General features: G+C 63.4%; 16 protein-coding genes. 10 read left to right on the top strand and 6 right to left on the bottom strand.

The window, feature by feature from the left end:
* Window positions 1-63: 63 nt before the first annotated feature.
* Both AC1D1N_RS20160 and AC1D1N_RS20155 read right to left on the bottom strand, forming a co-directional pair.
* A complete protein-coding gene (locus tag AC1D1N_RS20160; RefSeq protein ID WP_477350573.1) occupies window positions 64-1,185 on the bottom strand; it encodes a branched-chain amino acid ABC transporter substrate-binding protein in 1,122 nt (373 codons plus the stop codon).
* A gap of 380 nt (window positions 1,186-1,565) precedes the next feature.
* A complete protein-coding gene (locus AC1D1N_RS20155) occupies window positions 1,566-1,832 on the bottom strand; it encodes an SEL1-like repeat protein (RefSeq protein WP_025583692.1) in 267 nt (88 codons plus the stop codon).
* A gap of 443 nt (window positions 1,833-2,275) precedes the next feature.
* Between AC1D1N_RS20155 and AC1D1N_RS20150 the strand changes: the two genes are divergently transcribed.
* From AC1D1N_RS20150 to AC1D1N_RS20130, 5 genes are all read left to right on the top strand, one after another.
* Window positions 2,276-2,617, top strand: a complete 342-nt coding sequence (locus AC1D1N_RS20150; protein ID WP_112564221.1) for a DUF2147 domain-containing protein — start codon at window positions 2,276-2,278, stop codon at window positions 2,615-2,617.
* Between the two features lie 224 nt (window positions 2,618-2,841).
* Entirely contained in the window at window positions 2,842-3,000 is a 159-nt protein-coding gene (locus tag AC1D1N_RS20145; protein WP_352559352.1) for a hypothetical protein, read from the top strand.
* 39 nt (window positions 3,001-3,039) lie between these two features.
* Window positions 3,040-3,234 (top strand): hypothetical protein, encoded by a 195-nt coding sequence (locus tag AC1D1N_RS20140; RefSeq protein ID WP_436259028.1) that lies wholly within the window; start codon window positions 3,040-3,042, stop codon window positions 3,232-3,234.
* A gap of 335 nt (window positions 3,235-3,569) precedes the next feature.
* Window positions 3,570-5,030: an AMP nucleosidase gene (locus AC1D1N_RS20135; RefSeq protein ID WP_246691215.1), complete on the top strand. Its 1,461-nt coding sequence runs from the start codon at window positions 3,570-3,572 to the stop codon at window positions 5,028-5,030.
* Between the two features lie 137 nt (window positions 5,031-5,167).
* A complete protein-coding gene (locus tag AC1D1N_RS20130) occupies window positions 5,168-6,181 on the top strand; it encodes an endonuclease/exonuclease/phosphatase family protein (protein ID WP_477350910.1) in 1,014 nt (337 codons plus the stop codon).
* Between the two features lie 25 nt (window positions 6,182-6,206).
* Here AC1D1N_RS20130 and AC1D1N_RS20125 read toward each other — a convergent pair whose 3' ends face one another.
* Window positions 6,207-6,806, bottom strand: coding sequence for a DUF922 domain-containing protein (locus AC1D1N_RS20125; protein WP_477350570.1), 600 nt, complete (start codon window positions 6,804-6,806; stop codon window positions 6,207-6,209).
* 148 nt (window positions 6,807-6,954) lie between these two features.
* Window positions 6,955-8,634: an electron transfer flavoprotein-ubiquinone oxidoreductase gene (locus tag AC1D1N_RS20120; protein ID WP_477350568.1), complete on the bottom strand. Its 1,680-nt coding sequence runs from the start codon at window positions 8,632-8,634 to the stop codon at window positions 6,955-6,957.
* 218 nt (window positions 8,635-8,852) lie between these two features.
* Between AC1D1N_RS20120 and AC1D1N_RS20115 the strand changes: the two genes are divergently transcribed.
* From AC1D1N_RS20115 to AC1D1N_RS20105, 3 genes are all read left to right on the top strand, one after another.
* On the top strand, window positions 8,853-9,491 hold the full coding sequence (locus AC1D1N_RS20115) for a hypothetical protein (protein WP_436259024.1): 639 nt from the start codon (window positions 8,853-8,855) through the stop codon (window positions 9,489-9,491).
* Window positions 9,492-9,699: 208 nt separating this feature from the next.
* Window positions 9,700-10,584 (top strand): uracil-DNA glycosylase, encoded by an 885-nt coding sequence (locus AC1D1N_RS20110; RefSeq protein ID WP_436259023.1) that lies wholly within the window; start codon window positions 9,700-9,702, stop codon window positions 10,582-10,584.
* A 247-nt stretch (window positions 10,585-10,831) separates the two neighbouring features.
* Entirely contained in the window at window positions 10,832-11,644 is an 813-nt protein-coding gene (locus AC1D1N_RS20105; protein ID WP_477350565.1) for a helix-turn-helix domain-containing protein, read from the top strand.
* Between the two features lie 29 nt (window positions 11,645-11,673).
* Here AC1D1N_RS20105 and AC1D1N_RS20100 read toward each other — a convergent pair whose 3' ends face one another.
* The gene (locus AC1D1N_RS20100; RefSeq protein ID WP_436259021.1) at window positions 11,674-12,576 is read right to left on the bottom strand and encodes a DMT family transporter; all 903 of its coding nucleotides are present in this window, start codon (window positions 12,574-12,576) and stop codon (window positions 11,674-11,676) included.
* A gap of 314 nt (window positions 12,577-12,890) precedes the next feature.
* On the opposite strand from AC1D1N_RS20100, the gene pepN reads away from it, so the two are divergent.
* Window positions 12,891-15,530, top strand: a complete 2,640-nt coding sequence (gene pepN / locus AC1D1N_RS20095) for an aminopeptidase N (RefSeq protein WP_477350563.1) — start codon at window positions 12,891-12,893, stop codon at window positions 15,528-15,530.
* Between the two features lie 178 nt (window positions 15,531-15,708).
* Window positions 15,709-18,030, top strand: a complete 2,322-nt coding sequence (locus AC1D1N_RS20090; RefSeq protein ID WP_436259019.1) for a PAS domain-containing sensor histidine kinase — start codon at window positions 15,709-15,711, stop codon at window positions 18,028-18,030.
* 129 nt (window positions 18,031-18,159) lie between these two features.
* Here AC1D1N_RS20090 and AC1D1N_RS20085 read toward each other — a convergent pair whose 3' ends face one another.
* Entirely contained in the window at window positions 18,160-18,633 is a 474-nt protein-coding gene (locus AC1D1N_RS20085; RefSeq protein WP_436259018.1) for an EF-hand domain-containing protein, read from the bottom strand.
* Window positions 18,634-18,679: the final 46 nt, after the last annotated feature.

The following is an 18,679-nucleotide window of genomic DNA, read 5'->3' as shown; positions in this document are numbered from 1 at the left end:
CCGGCTGGAGGCTCGAACAAAAATGGCCGGGCAAGCCCGGCCATTTCGCCAGTATGCGGACGATTACTGCGCGATCGGCGCGTATTTGCCGTCATGCCACTGGTTGATGTCGTAGCTGGCGTTCTTCAGATCGCCCTTCTCGTCGAAGGAGACCTCGCCGACCACGGTGCTGAACGGCGTGCCGTTCTTCAGTGCTTCGGCGACCTTGACCGGATCGTCGGTTCCGGCGCGCTTGATGCCCTCTGCAAAGGCCTGAACGACGGCGTAGGAGAACAGCGTGAAGCCTTCCGGCACGAAGCCGCCGGCCTTGATCTTGGCGATGGCGTCCTTGGCTTCCGGCTTGGCCTGCGGGTCGGATGGGAAGACGAACATGGTGCCCTCGCCGGCCGGGCCAGCGACCTGCCAGAATTCCGGCGAGGCGATCGAGTCCGGCATGATCAGCTGGAACTTGACGCTCTGCTCGGCCGACTGACGCAGGATCAGCCCGGCTTCAGGGTGATAGCCGCCGAAATAGACGACATCGGCCTTGAGGTCCTTCAGCTTGGTGACGAGAGCCGAGTAGTCCTTCTCGCCGGCGTTGATGCCTTCATAGTCGACTTCCTTGAGGCCGCCGGCATTCATCGTCGCCTTCACGGCATCCGCCACGCCCTGACCGTAGGCACTTTTGTCATGCAGGATGACGATGTTCTTGCCGGCATACTTCTTGGCGATCCACGGCCCGATGAAGGCGCCCTGCGCGTCGTCACGCGTATAGAGACGCATGATCGTCGGCCAGCCGGCCTTGGCCGCGGCGTCAGTCAGCTCGGGATTTGAAGAGGCCGGGCTCATCATCAGTGCGCCGGCCTCGGCGTAGACGGCGGACGCCGGGATGCTCGAACCCGAACAGGCATGGCCGTCAATAAACTTGACGCTGTTGGCAACGATCCGGTTGGCCACCGAAACCGCCTGCTTGGGATCGCACTGGTCGTCCTCGATGTCGAGCTTGATCATCGAGCCGTTGACACCGCCGGCGGCGTTGATCGCGTCGGCGGCTGCCGTTGCGCCCTGCTTGAACTGATCGCCGATCGTGGCGAGCTGTCCGGTCATCGGGCCGACCACCGAAATGGTGATATCATCGGCAAAGGCAACCGGCGCGCTCATCATCAGGCCTAATACGGCCGCGCTCAAAATACCCATTTTTTTCATGGTGATAGAACTCCTCCCACACTCGCGCAGCCGCTCTGGCCGCGCTTCTTTCGGAAGGCGGGACAATTTCATCCTTCATCGGGCCTGTCTAGGCGCATCGGCGCCACTCGATTGGGCCTCATCAACGCAAAAAGCCACGCCAGCCTTGTTCCGGCCGGTCGTGGCTTTTTGCTCTTAGAGCAGTCCCCATGCGCCCCGCGCCACAAAAACCTGCTCACCGTCCCCATTGTGCACGGCTGGGCCGTGTCGGCCTGCCGCGTTCTTGTCTTTCGTCGTCGACCGTCTTGTCGCGGTCTTGCTGTCTACCGGTTCCGGCCGTCTATGCGGTCTTGATCCCGGAGCTTCCCTGTCTTTCGTATATCTGCTCGAGATCGCCGATCTCAGTGCATGGTCATCCATTCGCGGGCTTCGCGCAGCGCCCTGGCGATCTCGACCTTGGACATTGCGGCCGACAGTTCCGAGCGCAGTTCGGCGGCGCGGATCGAGCCCTTGATGGCGGCGATGTTGAACCATTTGTGGGCGGCAACGACATCGGTCTCGCAATCGCGGCCGGTCGCATACATCATGCCCAGTTCGAAAAGAATGTCGGCCTGGGCAGTTGCTCCCATGGCGCCGAAGCCGGCTTCAAGCATTTCAAAACGTGCCATTTTAGTCCCCTGTCTGGCTCCCGAGAGCGGGCCTTTTCTGTCCCCCGGTGTCCCCTGGGGAGCCGCTCTTTCGATGCTTTCGAGAATGAAGCCGAGCCTTGAATTCGTCGTTAAATGGCGTGCTTAATTTGGAGAAAACAAAGCTAAAACAAGAGGTAAACGCGGAAATTCGTTAAGGATACAAAGTCAGCAACCGCGCCGTTTCGCGCCGGATTTGACGAAAATTTATGGGGCACCAATCAACACACTGCTAACCACGGAAACCAAAGCCAACGTCTCGATCGTTTCATTTCCTGGTCGCTGAGCGCTTTCTCGACCCTTATGAAAATTGCAAACCTTCCCCCGCGGCACCCGCTTTTGTTTTGCCGGGAGCTGGATTAGCTTACGTTTGCGTAAGGGGCAGAGAGGCGGGCGCCCCACCTAAAACCACAGGGAGGACAGATATGCTTCGGAAAGTGAGCTTGGCCCTGGCGGCTACAGTGATGATGGCGGGCGCGGCCTGGGCCGATCCGATCGAAGGCAATTGGAAGACGCAAGCCGGCGACACCGCACTCATTGGCGGCAGCGACTCATTCTCCATCACACTGAAGACCGGCAAATATGCCGGCAAGACCATCGGCTCGCTCAAGGCGAGCGGGAACAACAAATATGCCGGCAACATCACAGATCCGGCAAACGACAAGACGTATTCCGGCAAGGCCACACTGTCGGGTACCTCGCTGAAGATGAGCGGCTGCGTGCTCGGCGGGCTGATCTGCAAGAGCCAGACCTGGCACAAGCTCTGAGCTTGCTGTTTTGACATGACGACAACGGGGCCTTCACAAGCCCCGTTTTCTTTTCCAGGACGGTCCACGACATACCCGCATCGGCACCTCGCGGCCTCTTAGCCGAGCCGGTGCTCTCCCTAAAACATCGTCAATCACTTTGAACCGCAGATGAACGCCGGCATCAGAGCCGGTTCAGTCGCATCGGGGCATTTTGATGGCGTGTTCAAGGAGACACCACGCAAATGCTCGCTCGCCGCTTCACCATCGTCTGCCTGTTGATGAGCCTGTTCGGCATGTTCTTCGCCATTCTCGTGGCCGAAGCCGGCCGGCCGTCCCGCTCCTGGGATGCAGCCAGTTCCAGCAGCTGCCAGTTCGATTGCATGAACCATTTTCGCCCCTGAGGCGACAAAGACGTAGATCCAAACAGAAAAGCCAAAGCCATGAACCGCATAGTCCTCAACGCCCTCCAGACCCTCCGGCTTTTGCCGCGGGCGGCGCTCGTTCTGATCGTGCTGTCGGCGCCGGTTCTGGCCATGCCGATGATGCGGGGCGGCGCCGACACGACGATCGACGCGCCGGCGACGAAGAAGCATGGCGTTGGCTTTGTCTTGCTGGTCAGCCTGCAGCGCGGGTAGGTGCGCTGATATTCAGGTGAGGCCGGCCTGCGGATGGCGGTCCCGTGCGCTTCCAGTGCTCGCGTACGCTAAGTACGCTCCGCTCCGGCCTTCGCCGGCCGAAGCCCTCATAAGTGCCTCCGCTCTATGAAGGCTACGGACGGCGTAGGCCGGTTCTCGGATCCCCCTTTTTCGACTCGCCCTGACCTGAATCTCAACACACCTTGAAACGTGGTGGAATAAATCTTCGCCTTGGCCGTCTTGGTGGCTACCCTCCCCCTCCCAAGTGTTCTTCTAAGTCTCTATATTGAGACATGGAAAAGCGAATCTACCCACAAGCTATCGAATCGGTGGTCATGCCGGAGCCTTTCGGCAAGAAGAGCTTCGACGACGCCAAAAAGGCCGTGGCCGCGTTGCAGGGGCTCTACGACCGCAACACCAAATTCCTGCGTGATTCCTTTGCGGCACTTGCCGCCGGCGGCGACGAGAGCAAGCGCTACCGCGCCTTCTACCCGGAGATCGGCGTCACCACCAATTCATTCACCCAGATCGACTCGCGCCAGGCGTATGGCCACATGCCGACGCCGGGGCATTTCTCGACCACCATCACTCAGCCGGCGCTGTTCGAAACCTATCTCGTCGAGCAGCTTCGGCTGATCATGCGCAATCATGGCGTGCCGGTGACGGTTTCGGAATCGACCACGCCGATCCCGCTGCATTTCGCCTTCCTAGAAGGCACGCATGTCGACGGCGCCGCCGCCGAGCGCATCAAGCGGCCGATCCGCGACCTGTTCGACGTTCCGGATCTCGACGGCACCGACGACCAGATCGCCAATGGCACATTCGAAGTGGCGTTCGGCGAACCGAGGCCGCTCGCGCCATTCACGGCGCAGCGCATCGACTATTCGCTGCACCGCATGACGCATTACACGGCGACCAGCCCGCAGCATTTCCAGAACTTCGTGCTGTTCACCAACTACCAGTTCTACATCGATGAATTCGTCGCCCGCGCCCGGACCCAGATGGCGGAAGGCGGCCACGGCTATACCGAATTCGTCGAGCCAGGCAATGTCGTCACCAAGGCCGGGCAGAGTGCGCCCAGCGAAGGCGTGGCGGCGCCGCGCCTGCCGCAGATGCCGGCCTATCATTTGAAGAAGCCGAACCATGGCGGCATCACCATGGTCAACATCGGCGTCGGCCCGTCCAACGCCAAGACGATCACCGACCATATCGCGGTGCTCAGGCCACATGCCTGGCTGATGCTCGGCCATTGCGCCGGCCTGCGCAACACGCAGGCGCTGGGCGACTATGTGCTGGCGCATGCCTATGTCAGGGAGGACCATGTGCTGGACGACGACCTGCCGGTGTGGGTGCCGATCCCGCCGCTGGCCGAGATCCAGGTGGCGCTGCAGGAGGCGGTCGCCGAAGTCACCGGGCTTTCCGGCTACGATCTCAAGCGCATCATGCGCACCGGCACCGTCGCCACTATCGACAACCGCAATTGGGAGTTGCGCGACCAGCGCGGACCGGTGCAACGGCTGTCGCAGTCACGCGCCATCGCGCTCGACATGGAATCGGCAACCATCGCTGCAAATGGCTTCCGCTTCCGCGTTCCCTACGGCACGCTGCTGTGTGTCTCGGACAAGCCGCTGCATGGCGAGCTGAAGCTGCCCGGCATGGCGACTGAATTCTACAAGCGGCAAGTGGCGCAGCATCTGACCATCGGCATCAAGGCGATGGAGAAGCTGGCGGAAATGCCGATGGAACGGCTGCATTCGCGCAAGCTGAGAAGCTTTTCGGAGACGGCCTTCCAGTAGACTGGCTCCCGTATATGTTGGCCGCGAGGCGTTTCGTCATCTTGATTGGGCCGCATTTGCGCCGATAACAGGCCTGACACCCTCGGCCCGACACTTTGGGCAATGCAAAACCCGGTCTGATGGCACGCGTGCGAAACATGATGGCTTCGATGGCGTTCCTGGCAATGCTCGGCCTCTCGGCCGCGCTTGTAGCTGGGTTCCTTGGCACACTGCATCCGGCCTTCGATTCCTTCGCCCATTTCCGCATCCATTTTGCCGTGCTGATGGCCCTGATTGCGCTGCCGCTGCTTGCCACCTCGTTTCGCCTGCAGGCGGGTGTGGGCCTGCTCTTGGCCATAGCCGCCTTCGCCAGCACGTTGAGCACCTTGCCGCGGCTGTGGCCGGTGCAGGCCGCCGGTGACGCCGAGCCTGGCAATGAGACGGTCTATCGGCTGCTGCAGATGAACCTGCGCTTCAACAATCCGACGCCCAAGAAGGTTCTTTCGCTGATCGGCCGGACCAACCCCGACGTGATCACGCTCGACGAAGTATCGGCGATGTGGGCAACCGAGCTCGGCTATATCAGCAGCGCCTATCCCTATCGCATCCTGTGCGCCTATCCCAACGGCGTGTTCGGCGTGGCGCTGTTGTCCAGGCGGCCGTTCGCCGTCGGTACCGAACCATACTGCGAACCGCGCGGCGCGATGGCCACCGCCACGGTCGACTTCGGCGGCATCGGCGTCGATGTCGCGGCGATCCATCTGAGCTGGCCGTGGCCGAAGGAGCAATACTGGCAGATTGGCGAGTTGACCAAGACGCTCACCTCGCTGGGCGAGACGGCGATCATGGCCGGCGACTGCAACGCCGTGCCGTGGAGCGCTGCGGTGCGGCGCGTCGCCTCGCTCGGCGGACTGACCGTGATGCCGTCGGCCGGGCCGAGCTGGATTCACCGGACGCTGCCCGACTTCCTGCGCCGCTACGCAGGTCTGCCGATCGACCAGGTATTCTCGAAGGGCGGGGTGACGATCCTGTCGTCAACCCGGCTGGAAGACACTGGCTCGGACCATCTGCCGGTGATGGTGGAATTTTCGCTGAAGCGCGACGAGAACAAGCCGGTCGACGAGGACACCACCGCGACCGTGTCGCTGATCCAGCCCGGCACGCGCGGCTAGATCAGCACGTTACGGGCTTGAGGTTTCACAAGCCTACCAGGGCCTCGATGATGCGCTCGACATGGCCGCCTTCACTGTGCTCGCGCGCGTCGAAGGCGATCTGTTTCGCTTCATAGACCTTGGCGGTGGCTTCCAGGCGCCGCCGGGCTTCGGCGCGCGTCTTATTGCATTGCGGATCGTCGGCAAATTTCATGCCGCGAACCGACCGCTCCGCGGCCTGCATCATCTGCCCGGCGATACGGCCATGGGTTCCTTCATGAGCGAGAACGCCGGTGAAGAACCGGTTCCAGCGTTTGCGCAGCGCCGGCGTGACGGCCGAGGCCACGCGCGGATAGGTGTAGGTGATGTTGAGCGTTCCATTGGCCTGGCGCAGGCGGCAGACGCCGTTGACCTGGCCGAGGTCCAGGCTCCAGTCCGCGGTGTAGCTTGTCTGCGCGATGGCGTGGGTCATGAAACCGTGCTTGGGCCCCCTGCGGTTCATGGCTATGACCAGACCGGCACCCGTGGCGCCGGTAATGTCGTAGGTTCGCGTCTTGACGACGGTTCTCACGCCGGCAGACGCCGTCCCGACGATGCCGCAGGCCGCGCCTATGACGGCGACGCAAAGCAAGACCAACACCCGCATGCCATTCTCCCACATGGACACGGCAATGAGACCACAAGCCGATGACGGTTTCAACAATCAATGGCGCCGGGCGCCTTACATGCCCTGGTAGACCGGCCCCTCGCCAGTATTCTTTGTTGGCGGCGGTCGAGACGGCCCGGCCAGCGGCTTACATGCCCTGGTAGACCGGGCCTTCGCCGCCTTGTGGCGGCACCCAGTTGATATTCTGGTTCGGATCCTTGATGTCGCAGGTTTTGCAGTGCACGCAGTTCTGCGCGTTGATGACGAAGCGCACATCCTTTGCGGCCGGATCGGCGGCGGCGTTGCCGTCCTTGTCGACCCATTCGTAGACACCGGCCGGGCAATAGCGGGTCGACGGCCCGGCAAAGACGTCGTGCTCAGAACGCTGCTGCAGCGCCATGTCGCCGACGATGAGATGCACCGGCTCGTTTTCCTCGTGATTGGTGTTGGACAGGAACACCGAGGACAGACGGTCGAAGGTCAGCACGCCATCCGGCTTGGGATAGGCTATCTTCGTGTGCTTGGCGGCCGGCTCGAGCGTGGCATAGTCGGCCTTGCCGTGCTTCAGCGTGCCGAAGGGCGAGAAGCCGAACAGCGTGTTCAGCCACATATCGAGACCGCCGAGGCCGATGCCGAGAATAGTGCCGAAGCGCGACCAAAGCGGCTTGACGTTGCGCACCTTCTTCAGGTCCTTGCCGATGTCGGTCGCTCGCCAGGCCGCCTCGTAGGAGGCCAATTCGTCATTGGCGCGGCCGGCGCTGATGGCTTGCGCGACATGATCGGCCGCCAGCATGCCGGACAGCACCGCATTGTGCGAACCCTTGATGCGCGGCACGTTGACGAAGCCGGCAGCACAGCCCATCAGTACGCCGCCGGGGAAGGACAGTTTCGGCACCGACTGCCAGCCGCCCTCGGTGATGGCGCGCGCGCCATAGCCGATGCGCTTGGCGCCCGCGAAGGTGCCCGATATCGCTGGATGGGTCTTGAAGCGCTGGAATTCCTCGAATGGCGACAGCCAGGGGTTCTTGTAGTTGAGATGCAGGACGAAGCCGACCGCAACCTGGTTGTCTTCCAGATGGTAGAGGAAGGAGCCGCCGCCGGTCTTCAGATCGAGCGGCCAGCCGAAGGAATGCTGCACCAGGCCCGGCCGGTGGTTCTCCGGCTTGACCTGCCACAGTTCCTTGAGGCCGATGCCGTATTTGCCGGGCTCGCGACCGTCGGACAGCTTGTATTTGGCGATCAGCTGCTTGGCGAGCGAGCCGCGCGCGCCTTCGCCGATCAGCACATATTTGCCCATCAGCGCCATGCCCGGCGCAAAGCCCGGGCCGTGCGTGCCGTCCTTTTCGACGCCCATGTCGCCGGTGATGACGCCGGTGACAGCGCCGGCATCGTTGTAAACAAGGCTGGCGGCGGCAAAGCCCGGATAGATTTCGACGCCCAGCGCTTCGGCCTTGCCAGCCAGCCAGCGGCAGACATTGCCGAGCGAGACGATGTAGTTGCCGTGATTGTTCATCAGCGGCGGCATCATGATGTTGGGCAGGCGGAACGAGCCGGCAGGGCCGAGCACCAGGAAATGGTCCTCGGTGACCGGCGTCTTGAAGGGATGGCCGTCTTCGTCGCGCCAGCCTGGCAACAGGCGGTCGATGCCGATGGGATCGACGACGGCGCCGGACAATATGTGGGCGCCGACCTCGCCGCCCTTTTCCAGCACGACGACGGAAAGCTCGGGATTGACCTGCTTGAGACGGATCGCCGCGGCAAGGCCCGCCGGGCCGGCCCCGACGATGACCACGTCGAATTCCATGCTCTCGCGTTCGATCTCGCTCATCAACCCCTCCGCACTGGCTAACCGTTTCCGGGCATTTTGCTGGCTCTTGCGCTGCATAGCGCATCAATCCGCGACAGGAAACCGGCGCTGACGTGACAATGCCGTTTTCGCCAAAAAGTCGCGGATAACGGTGATGCTGCACGCCTTTTGCGCTTAGCCGGACCGAGCTTCCCATATTTTAATGTTCGACGGCTCGCTTATCGGCCATACTTCGACCCATGCGCACGCCGTCCGGCTTTTCATTGACGCGCTTTCCCCTTCCGCCCGGCCGGACCCGCCGAGCGCTTCTTCTCGCCCTTTCGCTGCTGGCGCCGGTTGAGGCTCATGCCGATCCGGTGAAGGTGTGGGCGACCGGGGCCTACTCCTTTTCCGACGAGCTTGGCGGCTTCCACATCACCGGCGCCTCGGGCCTCGGCACCAAGGAAGACCCGCTGGTCATCTCCGAGGAGCTGAATTCGTCGACGCCGGTGACGCTCACCATCCGCACCACCAAACCGATCCAGCCGTTCAGCACCAATGGTGAATTCGCCAACGGCGTCCTGTACATGCGCATCCAGGTGCTCAACAACAGCGGCCAGGCCTGGGTCGAATTCCAGTTCGAGCTGCAGGAGATCCTCAACCAGCCGAGCGTGTTCGGCGACGGCCTGTCGTTCGACCAGCGCAACAAGACGCCCGATAATATCTTGTCGAGCGCCTATGCCGATTTCGACCGCGATTTCGAACCCTATGACCGGCTGCTGTTCAAAGACGGCAAGATCGACCCACTGAAGACGGGAAGCTTCGAATTTCTGATCACAGACTATACGCCGCGCTGGACGTTCTATCTGGTACAGGATCCGCGGATACCGACGGGCTGAGTAATCTCCCCCCTCGAGGGGGAGATGTCGCCAAAGGCGACAGAGGGGGTCGGTACGCCTGACGCGACACTCTCCCTCACGGACAGACGAGGCTAGCGCTCCACGCGCGGCGACCCCCTCTGGCCTGCCGGCCATCTCCCCCTCGAGGGGGGAGATTACTAACCGCCCAACCTTGCAAATCGTCTCTCGGCGGACGAATGTGCCCGGCATGACTGCCGCCTCCCCCAACAACCGATCCGACCTTGCCGACCTTCTGGCATTCTACGCCAGCGCAGGCGTCGACGAGGCATTGGAAGACACGCCGGTGAACCGGTTTGCCGAGGCCGCACCAAGGCCTGCCGAGCGGGCACCCTCGCCGGCCGCGCCGCCGCGTGAAAACAAGGCAGCGGAACAACCAACAGCCAGCCCCAGGCTGGATGCGAGCCAGGTGCCGGACGCGCCGGCGCGCTCCGTGCCGGCCACCGCGACCGTGCCCGATGAGGCACAGGCAGCACTTGCCCGGCAAATGGCGGCAAGCGCCTCGACGCTCGACGCGTTGCGCCAGCACATGGCGTCCTTCGACGGCTGCAACCTCAAATTCACCGCCAAGAACCTGGTCTTCGCCGACGGCAATCCGCAGGCATCGCTGATGCTGGTCGGCGAGGCGCCCGGCCGCGACGAGGACATTGAGGGCTTGCCCTTCGTCGGCCGCTCCGGCAGGCTACTCGACCGCATGCTGGCGGCGATCGGGCTTGACCGCACTTCCGCCTATATCGCCAACGTCATCCCCTGGCGGCCGCCCGGCAACCGCACCCCGACGCCGCACGAGACCGAAATCTGCCGCCCCTTCATCGAGCGGCAGATCGAGCTGGTCAATCCCAAGGTGCTGGTCAATCTCGGCGGCCCATCGGCCAAGACCTTGCTCAACACGAGCGAAGGCATTTTGCGGCTGCGCGGCAATTGGCGGGTGCACACAACGGCGTCCGGCATTGCCATTCCGGCGATGCCGACTCTGCATCCGGCCTACCTGCTGCGCACACCGGCGCACAAGAAGCTGGCATGGCGGGATTTTCTCGAGGTGAAGGCGAAGCTGAAGGGGTTGGCAGCTGGCTAATCTCCCCCCTTGAGGGGGAGATGTCGCCGAAGGCGACAGAGGGGGTCGTTGCGCGTGGAGGGCCAACTTCCATTTTCCGCAAGAAGGTCGCATCCCGTCGAACCGACCCCTTCTGGCCTACCGGCCATCTCCCCCTCAAGGGGGGAGATCAGGCGCTCAACCGCCTTCGCCAATATTCAATGGAGCTATTGCCCCTATAACCTGCAAGGTAATTGAAATACGCCCCTCCCCGGCCTACTCATCCCGCATGACAACAGCCCAGACCTCCGCCGGCAGCCTGATCCGCGAATGGCGCACCCGCCGGCGCATGAGCCAGCTCGATCTCGCCATGGAGGCCGAGATTTCGCAGCGGCATCTCTCCTTCGTCGAAAGCGGCCGCGCGGCCCCCTCGCGCGACATGGTGCTGCATCTGGCGGAGCAGCTTGAGATCCCGCTCAGGCAGCGCAACCAACTGCTGCTTGCCGCCGGTTTCGCACCGAGCTTCAGCGAACGGCCGCTCACCGACACGACGCTGGCGCCGGCAATGGCGGCAGTCGAGACCGTTCTCAAGGGGCATGAGCCATTTCCGGCGCTCGCCGTCGACCGGCACTGGAACCTGATTTCAGCCAATGCCGCCATCGGCCCATTGCTGACCGATGTTGCCGAGCGGTCGCTGCTTCAGCCGCCGGTCAATGTGCTGCGGCTCAGCCTGCACCCGAACGGCATCGCGCCGCGCATCGTCAATCTCGGGGAGTGGCGGGCGCATCTGCTGGAGCGGCTAAAACACCAGAACGACGCCGCCGGCGATCCCGTTCTGGTCGAGCTGGAGCGTGAATTGCGAACCTATCCGTCCGGCCTCAAGGGCGCGCGGCCTGTGCCGGTCGAGCCCAGCGGCATCGTCCATCCGCTGCGGCTGGCGCATGGTGATCAGGTGCTGTCCTTCATCAGCACCATCACCGTCTTCGGCACCCCGCTCGACGTGACGCTGTCGGAACTGGCGATCGAGTCTTTTTTCCCGGCCGACGAGGAGACGAGGGCGGTGTTGGTGAGGCTGGCGAAGGAGCGGGCGGAAGCGAACTGAGCCAGCCCCTGCCCTGCGCGGGCCTCTCATCACCCTTGTGGCGGCGCCGCTTTTCGGGTGCGGGTGCGCTCAAGACCGAGCTGGCGCTCGCGCCAGATGATGAAGATGCCGGCGGCGACGACGATCACGCCGCCGACCAGCGTGTTGATGGTGGCGACATCGCCGAAGGCGAAATAACCGACGACGACACCGAGGATCATCGAGGTGTATTCGAACGGCGCCACCACCGAGGCCTCGGCATGGCGGTAGGCGGCCGTCATCAGGATCTGCGCCAAGCCGCCGCAGAACCCGGCAGCAACCAGCAGACCGGCCTGCAGCGGCGTCAGCGCCTGCCAGCCGAAAGGCAGTGAAAACAGCGCCATGACGCTCGCCGTCGCCGAGAACCACAGCACGATGGTTGCTGTCCGTTCGGTCTGGACCAGATTGCGCACGAGCAGGATGGCGTTGGCGGAAATTGCTGCGGAAACCAGCGCCGCAACCACGCCCAGCACCTCCTGGTCGCCGAGCGCGGCGCCCGAAGTGAGCAGCGTCAGTTCCGGCCACGAGATGATCAGCACACCGACCAGGCCGACGGCGACCGCGCTCCAGCGATAAACGCGAATGGCCTCGCCGAGGAAAAGTGAGGAAAACACCACCACCAGCAGCGGCTGGGCATAGTTCAGCGTGATCGCTTCCGGCAGCGGCAGCCGGGTCAGCGCGAAGAAGCCGAGCCCCATGGCGCTAACGCCGACGACGCCGCGAGCAATGTGGTTCAGCGGTCGCTTGGTCGCGAACGCCGTACCCAGTTTCCCCTTCAAGGTCAGGAAGACGATGATCGGGAAGATGGCGAAGAAGGAGCGAAAGAAGACGATCTGGCCTGCGGGCAGAGTGCCAGCCGCCTTGATGCAGGTTTGCATACCGACAAAGACCGCCACCGACATGATCTTGAGCATGATCCCGGTCAGGACACGACCGGGGTGATCGGACAGTTTCCCCGCCGCCTCGTCTCTCCGCCCTGAAGTCACGCTCCCGCCGCTTCACGGATCGTTGCTGAGACGCGCGTCACGCGACGCAGCACAGAGACGCGCATGCCGAACTTCGGTGTGACGATGGTCATCAAGGCCTCGCGATGGAAGGATAACGCCGTGAAATAGGCATTGGCGCAGTTTTGTCGAGTGGCCGTTTCGTGTAAAGAGCGCGCAACTTCAGATTTTATGGGCCAGCGGACACATCAGCGGCCCCTATAACGACAGGGAAACCCCAGGGAATGCGAACCGATACCGGCCAGGTCTTCAAGCTCGAAGACTATCGCCCCAGCGACTTTTCCATTCCGCAAACTGGCCTGACCTTCCGCCTTTTGCCAGACGCAACGCGCGTTACCGCCGTGCTTACGATCGAACGCCGCGATGGCGCCGCCGCCTCGGCGCCGCTGGTGCTCGACGGCGACGGGCTGCTGCTGAAGCGCATTGCCATCGACGGCCGCGAGCTCGCGCCGGCGGATTATCTCGCCACGCCGGACCAGCTGACCATTCTGAAGCCGCCGGCCCGCTTCGAGCTGCTGCTCGAGACCGAGATCGCACCGGCCAGCAATGAGGCGTTGATGGGCCTCTACCGCTCCAGCAATGTCTATTGCACGCAATGCGAGGCCGAGGGCTTTCGCCGCATCACCTATTTCCTCGACCGCCCCGACATCCTGTCGGTCTACACCGTGCGCATCGAGGCAAGGCTGGACGAGGCGCCGCTGCTGCTCTCCAACGGCAACCCGGTGGAAAGCGGAGCGCTGGCCGATGGCTGGCACTATGCCAGATGGCACGACCCCTTCCCCAAGCCGTCCTATCTGTTTGCGCTGGTGGCCGGCAATCTCGGCCAGGTTGCCGACAGTTTCGTCACGATGTCCGGCCGCAAGGTCGAGCTCGGCATCTATGTAGAGCCGGGCAAGGAGGGGCTTGCCGGCTACGCCATGGATGCGCTCAAGCGCTCGATGCAATGGGATGAGCAGGCCTTCGGCCGCGAATACGATCTCGACGTCTTCAACATCGTCGCCGTCTCCGACTTCAACATGGGCGCCATGGAGAACAAGGGCCTCAACATCTTCAACGACAAATATGTGCTTGCCGACAGGGAGACCGCGACCGATGCCGATTTCGCCAATATCGAGGCGATCATCGCGCATGAATATTTCCACAACTGGACCGGCAATAGGATCACCTGCCGCGACTGGTTCCAGCTCTGCCTGAAGGAAGGGTTGACGGTCTTTCGCGACCACGAATTCTCCGCCGACCAGCGCTCGCGCGCGGTCAAGCGCATCGCTGAGGTGCGCACGCTGCGCGCCCACCAGTTCCCCGAGGACCAGGGACCGCTGGCGCATCCTGTGCGGCCGCGCCGCTACCGCGAGATCAACAATTTCTATACGGCGACGGTCTACGAAAAGGGCTCGGAAGTGGTGCGCATGATCCGCACTATCCTCGGGGCCGAGACTTTCCGCGCCGGCATGGACCTCTATTTCGAGCGCCATGACGGCGAAGCTGCGACGATCGAGGATTTCCTGAAGGTGTTCGAGGACGTTTCCGGGCGCGACCTGTCGCAGTTCGCGCTCTGGTACCACCAGGCGGGCACGCCGAACCTGACCGTCAGTTCGACGCACAACCCGGCCACGCGCGAGTTCACGCTCGAGATCGAGCAGTCGGTGCCGCCGACACCGTCGGAAAGCCGCAAGCGGCTGATGCACATTCCGCTCGCCTTCGGCCTGGTCGGCGCCGGCGGCGAGCCGGTCGCCTATGGCGGCGTCGAGGGCGCCGCCGTCGAGGATGGCGTCATCCATATCCGCAAGCGCCGTCATATGGTGCGCTTCTCCGGCGTTGACGAGCGGCCGGCGGTGTCGCTCAACCGCGGCTTTTCGGCGCCGATCACGCTTTCTGTCGAGCAGAAGGCCGACGACCAGTTCTTCCTCGCCGGCCACGACAGCGACGCGTTCGCGCGCTGGCAGGCGTTCAACACACTGCTCACCGATGCACTGATAGCGGCCTTCCGCCAGATCCTCGGCGGCGCGAAGCCGGCCTTCAGCGCCAGGCTGACCGGGCTTGCCGGCAAGATCGCCGGCGATGAGACGCTTGAGCCCGCTTACCGCGCGCTGGCGCTTTCGCTGCCCGGCGAGGCCGATATTGCCCGCGACATCGGCAGGACCATCGATCCCGACGCCATCTTTGCCGCCCGCGAGACGCTGGCGCTGGCAATTGCCCGCGCCAACCAGGACGCCTTCGCCAATCTTTACAGCCGCCTTGCCGACGATGGTCGGTTCAGCCCCGATGCGGCAAATGCAGGACGACGAGCGCTGCGCAATATCCTGCTCGACTACCTCTCGCTGTTGCCGGGAGGCGCCTCGCTCGCCGCCCGGCATTTCGAAGCCGCGACCAACATGACCGACCGCGCCGCAGCGCTCACCGTGCTTGCGCATCGCCATGACGGGTCGCCCGAGGCGGTCAAGGCGCTGGCCGGCTTCGAGGCGCGCTATGGGGCCGATCCGCTGGTCATGGACAAATGGTTCCAGATCCAGGCCAGCGTGCCGGGACCACGGACCGTGGACACGGTGCGCGAGCTCATCGGCCACGCTTCCTTCTCGATGGCCAATCCGAACCGGGTGCGCTCGCTGGTCGGCACATTTTCCAGCGCCAACCAGACCGGCTTCCACCGCGCCGACGGCGAAGGCTACCGGTTTTTTGCGCAGACCGTACTCGAGGTGGAAAAGCGCAACCCGCAAGTCGCGGCAAGATTGGCGACGGCGCTTCGCTCCTGGCGTTCGTTGGAACCGGGCAGACAGGCCAAGGCACGGGAAGCGCTGCTGGCGATCGCCGGTGCCGAGAACCTCTCGGCGGATTTGCGCGATATTGTGGAGCGGACCCTGGCGTGAGTTGCGTAATCTCCCCACGAGGGGGGAGATCAGCAGCTTCGGCGTTATTTCAATCAATTTTTAATGTTTTTTGCCCGCGCCACTGGACAAGGCGAATCACCTTTGATTCTTTACAGACGATTCGGACGTGCGGTGTTGCCGGATCGTCAAGCGTACGGAAATTCGGGGAGTGCCATTTATGGCCAAGGCGGACGCGTGGGGCGCGCCCGAAGGGACGGCTTTTGAGCGGCGCAAGGCGCGAGGCGACGGCCTCGCCGGCAATACGCGGCTCATTGCTGAACCAGCCTACCGGCGGCTCCTGGCTGCCGAACCCCTTCTGCGTCGCTCGATACCGGCGCTCATCATCATCTTCCTGATCGTCATCGCCGCACTGCGCGTCCTGTCGCTGATGAACGAGCGCGACGAGGCCGAGCGCGACGTCAAGGCGGTGCTGGGACTGGCTGCCGGCCAGATGGCGAACGCAATCTCGGCTGATCCGAACGCGGCCGCCGGCGGCGCCATCGATCTGCTGGAAAACACGAGCCGCCAAGGCGCCATGGGCAGAAGCCATGTGCTCGTCATCACCGACAGCGCCTTCAAGATCATCGCCGTGTCGCCGCTTTCGACCGGCTGGCAAGGGCGATCGCTCGACAGGCTGGTGCTGGACGGCCAGCCCCTGTTCATGTTCGGCGACCGCGCTGGCGTCATGGATGTCAGCATCGGCGGACAGGACTGGTACGCGGCGGTGAGCCTGACCCGCGACAGGAAGAACGCCGCCGCCGTGCTGGTGCCGCAGGAAGCGGTGTTCGACAGCTGGCGCAAAACCGTGTCGCTCAATGTCACGCTGTTCGTGCTGACGGCGGGTGTGCTGATCATCATCCTCTACGCCTATTTCGGCCAGGCATCGCGCGCGCAGGCGGCCGACCGCATCTACCTCGAAGCCCACCAGCGCATCGACATGGCCCTGGTGCGCGGCCGCTGCGGCCTGTGGGACTGGGACATGGTGCGCGGCAAGATGTACTGGTCGCGCTCGATGTACGACATGCTGGGCTACGAGCCCTGCAACTCGATGCTGTCCTTCGGCGAGGTCGACGACATCATCCACCCCGAGGACGGCGACCTGTTCGAGCTGGCCAACAAAATCGTCGAGCGCGAGATCGACCATATCGACCAGGTGTTCCGCATGCGCCACGCCGACGGCCAGTGGGTGTGGATGCGCGCCAGGGCCCAGGTGATCGACCCGGAAGCGCCTGAGATCCAGCTGATCGGCATTGCCGTCGACGTCACCGAACAGCGGCATCTGGCGTTGCGCTCGGAGGCGGCCGACCTACGGCTCAGGACCGCGATCGAGAACATCAACGAATCCTTCGTGCTGTGGGACGCCGCCCAGCGCCTGATCATGTGCAATTCCAAATTCCAGAAGGACAACGGACTGTCCGACCGCGACGTCATGCCGGGCGCGGCGCGCGCCGTGCTGGAGGAGCGCATGCTGGCCTTCGCCTCGGAACGGCGGCTGGCCAACACCAACGGACCGCAAGGCGGCGCGACCTTCGAGCGGCAGCTCTCGGACGGGCGCTGGCTTCAGGTCAACGAATTGAGGACCAGGGATGGCGGCACCGTCTCGGTTGGCTCCGATATCACCCAGATCAAACTGCACCAGGAAAAGCTGGTCGACAGCGAGCGTCGGCTGATGGCGACCATCCACGACCTCAGCCTCGCCCGTCGGGCCGAGGAGGAACGCGCCAGCGAACTGGTCGAGCTCAACCGCAAATACATGAAGGAAACCGAGCGCGCCGAAGCCGCCAACCGGGCCAAGTCCGAATTCCTGGCCAACATGTCGCACGAACTGCGCACACCGCTCAACGCTATCATCGGCTTCTCCGAACTGATGGAACAGGGCCTGTTCGGGCCGCTCGGTTCGCCACGCTACGAGGAATATGCCAACGACATCAACGGCAGCGGTAAATATCTGCTCGGCGTCATCAACGACATACTCGACATGTCGAAGATCGAGGCCGGCCAGTTCTCGATGGACCGCGAGGAAATCGATCTCTGCCCGCTGATCCGCGAGACGGTGCGGGTAATCTCGCTGCAGGCGGCGGAAAAATCGATCACGGTGGAAACCCGCATCGCCGATACGATGACGCTGTTCGCCGACCGCCGGGCCATCAAGCAGATCGCCATCAACCTTCTGTCGAATGCGGTGAAGTTCACCGGCCAGGGCGGCCATATCTCGGTGCGCGCCCGCAACACTTCGGGCGCGCTGGTGCTGACCATCGAAGACAATGGCTGCGGCATTCCGAAGGAGGCGCTGAGCAAGCTTGGGCGGCCATTCGAACAGGTGCAGAACCAGTTCTCCAAGAACCACGCTGGCTCCGGCCTTGGGCTCGCCATCTCACGTTCACTGGCCGAGTTGCAGGGCGGCGCGCTGAAAATCCGCTCGACCGAAGGCGTCGGCACGATCGTGTCGGTGCGCATCCCGGTGAAGAAGGCAGCGCCGGCGGTGAAGGCAGCGGCTTAGATTTTTTTGCGCAATCTTTGAAGGCTTGGCGGGACAGCGCCCCCCTCTGTCCGGCAGGACGGAGGGGGGCGCGAAGGAACGAGACCTTCCAGAATCCGGCGGCTCTGCCGCCGGACCCAGATCATTACATCACTGCATGCTGTCGTCGCCGCCGTCCCATTGGCGGTGGCGGCCCATGCGGCCGTTCTTCGGCAGCTCGTTGCGCTCGATCTTGCCGTCATTGTTGCGGTCGAGCATGGCAAACACCTTCTTCTCGCGCCCGGTGATGTCTTCCGTGGTCAGCGTGCCGTCGCCCTTGGTGTCGTAGCGGGCGACGATGCGCTTGGCCATTTCCTCGAACCGCGCCTTCTCCAGCGCGTCGGCGAGCTGGGCGACGGTGAGCTTGCCGCCATTGTCGGCGACCAGCTTCTTCAGCCGTGCGTTCATGGCGTCGGAAAACTGGTCGAAGCTGATGGTGCCGTTGGAATCCTCCATAGCCTTGTCGAGGCGCATCATCGTGCCCTCGCGCATTCTGGCGCTGGCATTGTTCTCGGCATAGGCGGTGGTGCCGACGGCGCCGGCGAGCGCGACGAAGGCAAGGGCAAGTCCGGTTGTCTTTCTCATTGATATCTCCTGTTGCATCGTCACCCCCGATGCGATCCGAAACAGC

It is taken from the genome of Mesorhizobium sp. P2_B5 (assembly GCF_056404775.1).
The sequence above is the reverse complement of the archived record's forward strand: the minus strand, read 5'-3'. Positions and strand labels throughout refer to the sequence as shown.

Coding starts and splice junctions, on each gene's coding strand:
- AC1D1N_RS20160 (WP_477350573.1), bottom strand. CDS start 1,185: ATGAAAAAAATGGGTATTTTGAGCGCGGCCGTATTAGGCCTGATGATG.
- AC1D1N_RS20155 (WP_025583692.1), bottom strand. CDS start 1,832: ATGGCACGTTTTGAAATGCTTGAAGCCGGCTTCGGCGCCATGGGAGCA.
- AC1D1N_RS20150 (WP_112564221.1), top strand. CDS start 2,276: ATGCTTCGGAAAGTGAGCTTGGCCCTGGCGGCTACAGTGATGATGGCG.
- AC1D1N_RS20145 (WP_352559352.1), top strand. CDS start 2,842: ATGCTCGCTCGCCGCTTCACCATCGTCTGCCTGTTGATGAGCCTGTTC.
- AC1D1N_RS20140 (WP_436259028.1), top strand. CDS start 3,040: ATGAACCGCATAGTCCTCAACGCCCTCCAGACCCTCCGGCTTTTGCCG.
- AC1D1N_RS20135 (WP_246691215.1), top strand. CDS start 3,570: ATGCCGGAGCCTTTCGGCAAGAAGAGCTTCGACGACGCCAAAAAGGCC.
- AC1D1N_RS20130 (WP_477350910.1), top strand. CDS start 5,168: ATGATGGCTTCGATGGCGTTCCTGGCAATGCTCGGCCTCTCGGCCGCG.
- AC1D1N_RS20125 (WP_477350570.1), bottom strand. CDS start 6,806: ATGCGGGTGTTGGTCTTGCTTTGCGTCGCCGTCATAGGCGCGGCCTGC.
- AC1D1N_RS20120 (WP_477350568.1), bottom strand. CDS start 8,634: ATGAGCGAGATCGAACGCGAGAGCATGGAATTCGACGTGGTCATCGTC.
- AC1D1N_RS20115 (WP_436259024.1), top strand. CDS start 8,853: ATGCGCACGCCGTCCGGCTTTTCATTGACGCGCTTTCCCCTTCCGCCC.
- AC1D1N_RS20110 (WP_436259023.1), top strand. CDS start 9,700: ATGACTGCCGCCTCCCCCAACAACCGATCCGACCTTGCCGACCTTCTG.
- AC1D1N_RS20105 (WP_477350565.1), top strand. CDS start 10,832: ATGACAACAGCCCAGACCTCCGCCGGCAGCCTGATCCGCGAATGGCGC.
- AC1D1N_RS20100 (WP_436259021.1), bottom strand. CDS start 12,576: ATGCTCAAGATCATGTCGGTGGCGGTCTTTGTCGGTATGCAAACCTGC.
- pepN (WP_477350563.1), top strand. CDS start 12,891: ATGCGAACCGATACCGGCCAGGTCTTCAAGCTCGAAGACTATCGCCCC.
- AC1D1N_RS20090 (WP_436259019.1), top strand. CDS start 15,709: ATGGCCAAGGCGGACGCGTGGGGCGCGCCCGAAGGGACGGCTTTTGAG.
- AC1D1N_RS20085 (WP_436259018.1), bottom strand. CDS start 18,633: ATGAGAAAGACAACCGGACTTGCCCTTGCCTTCGTCGCGCTCGCCGGC.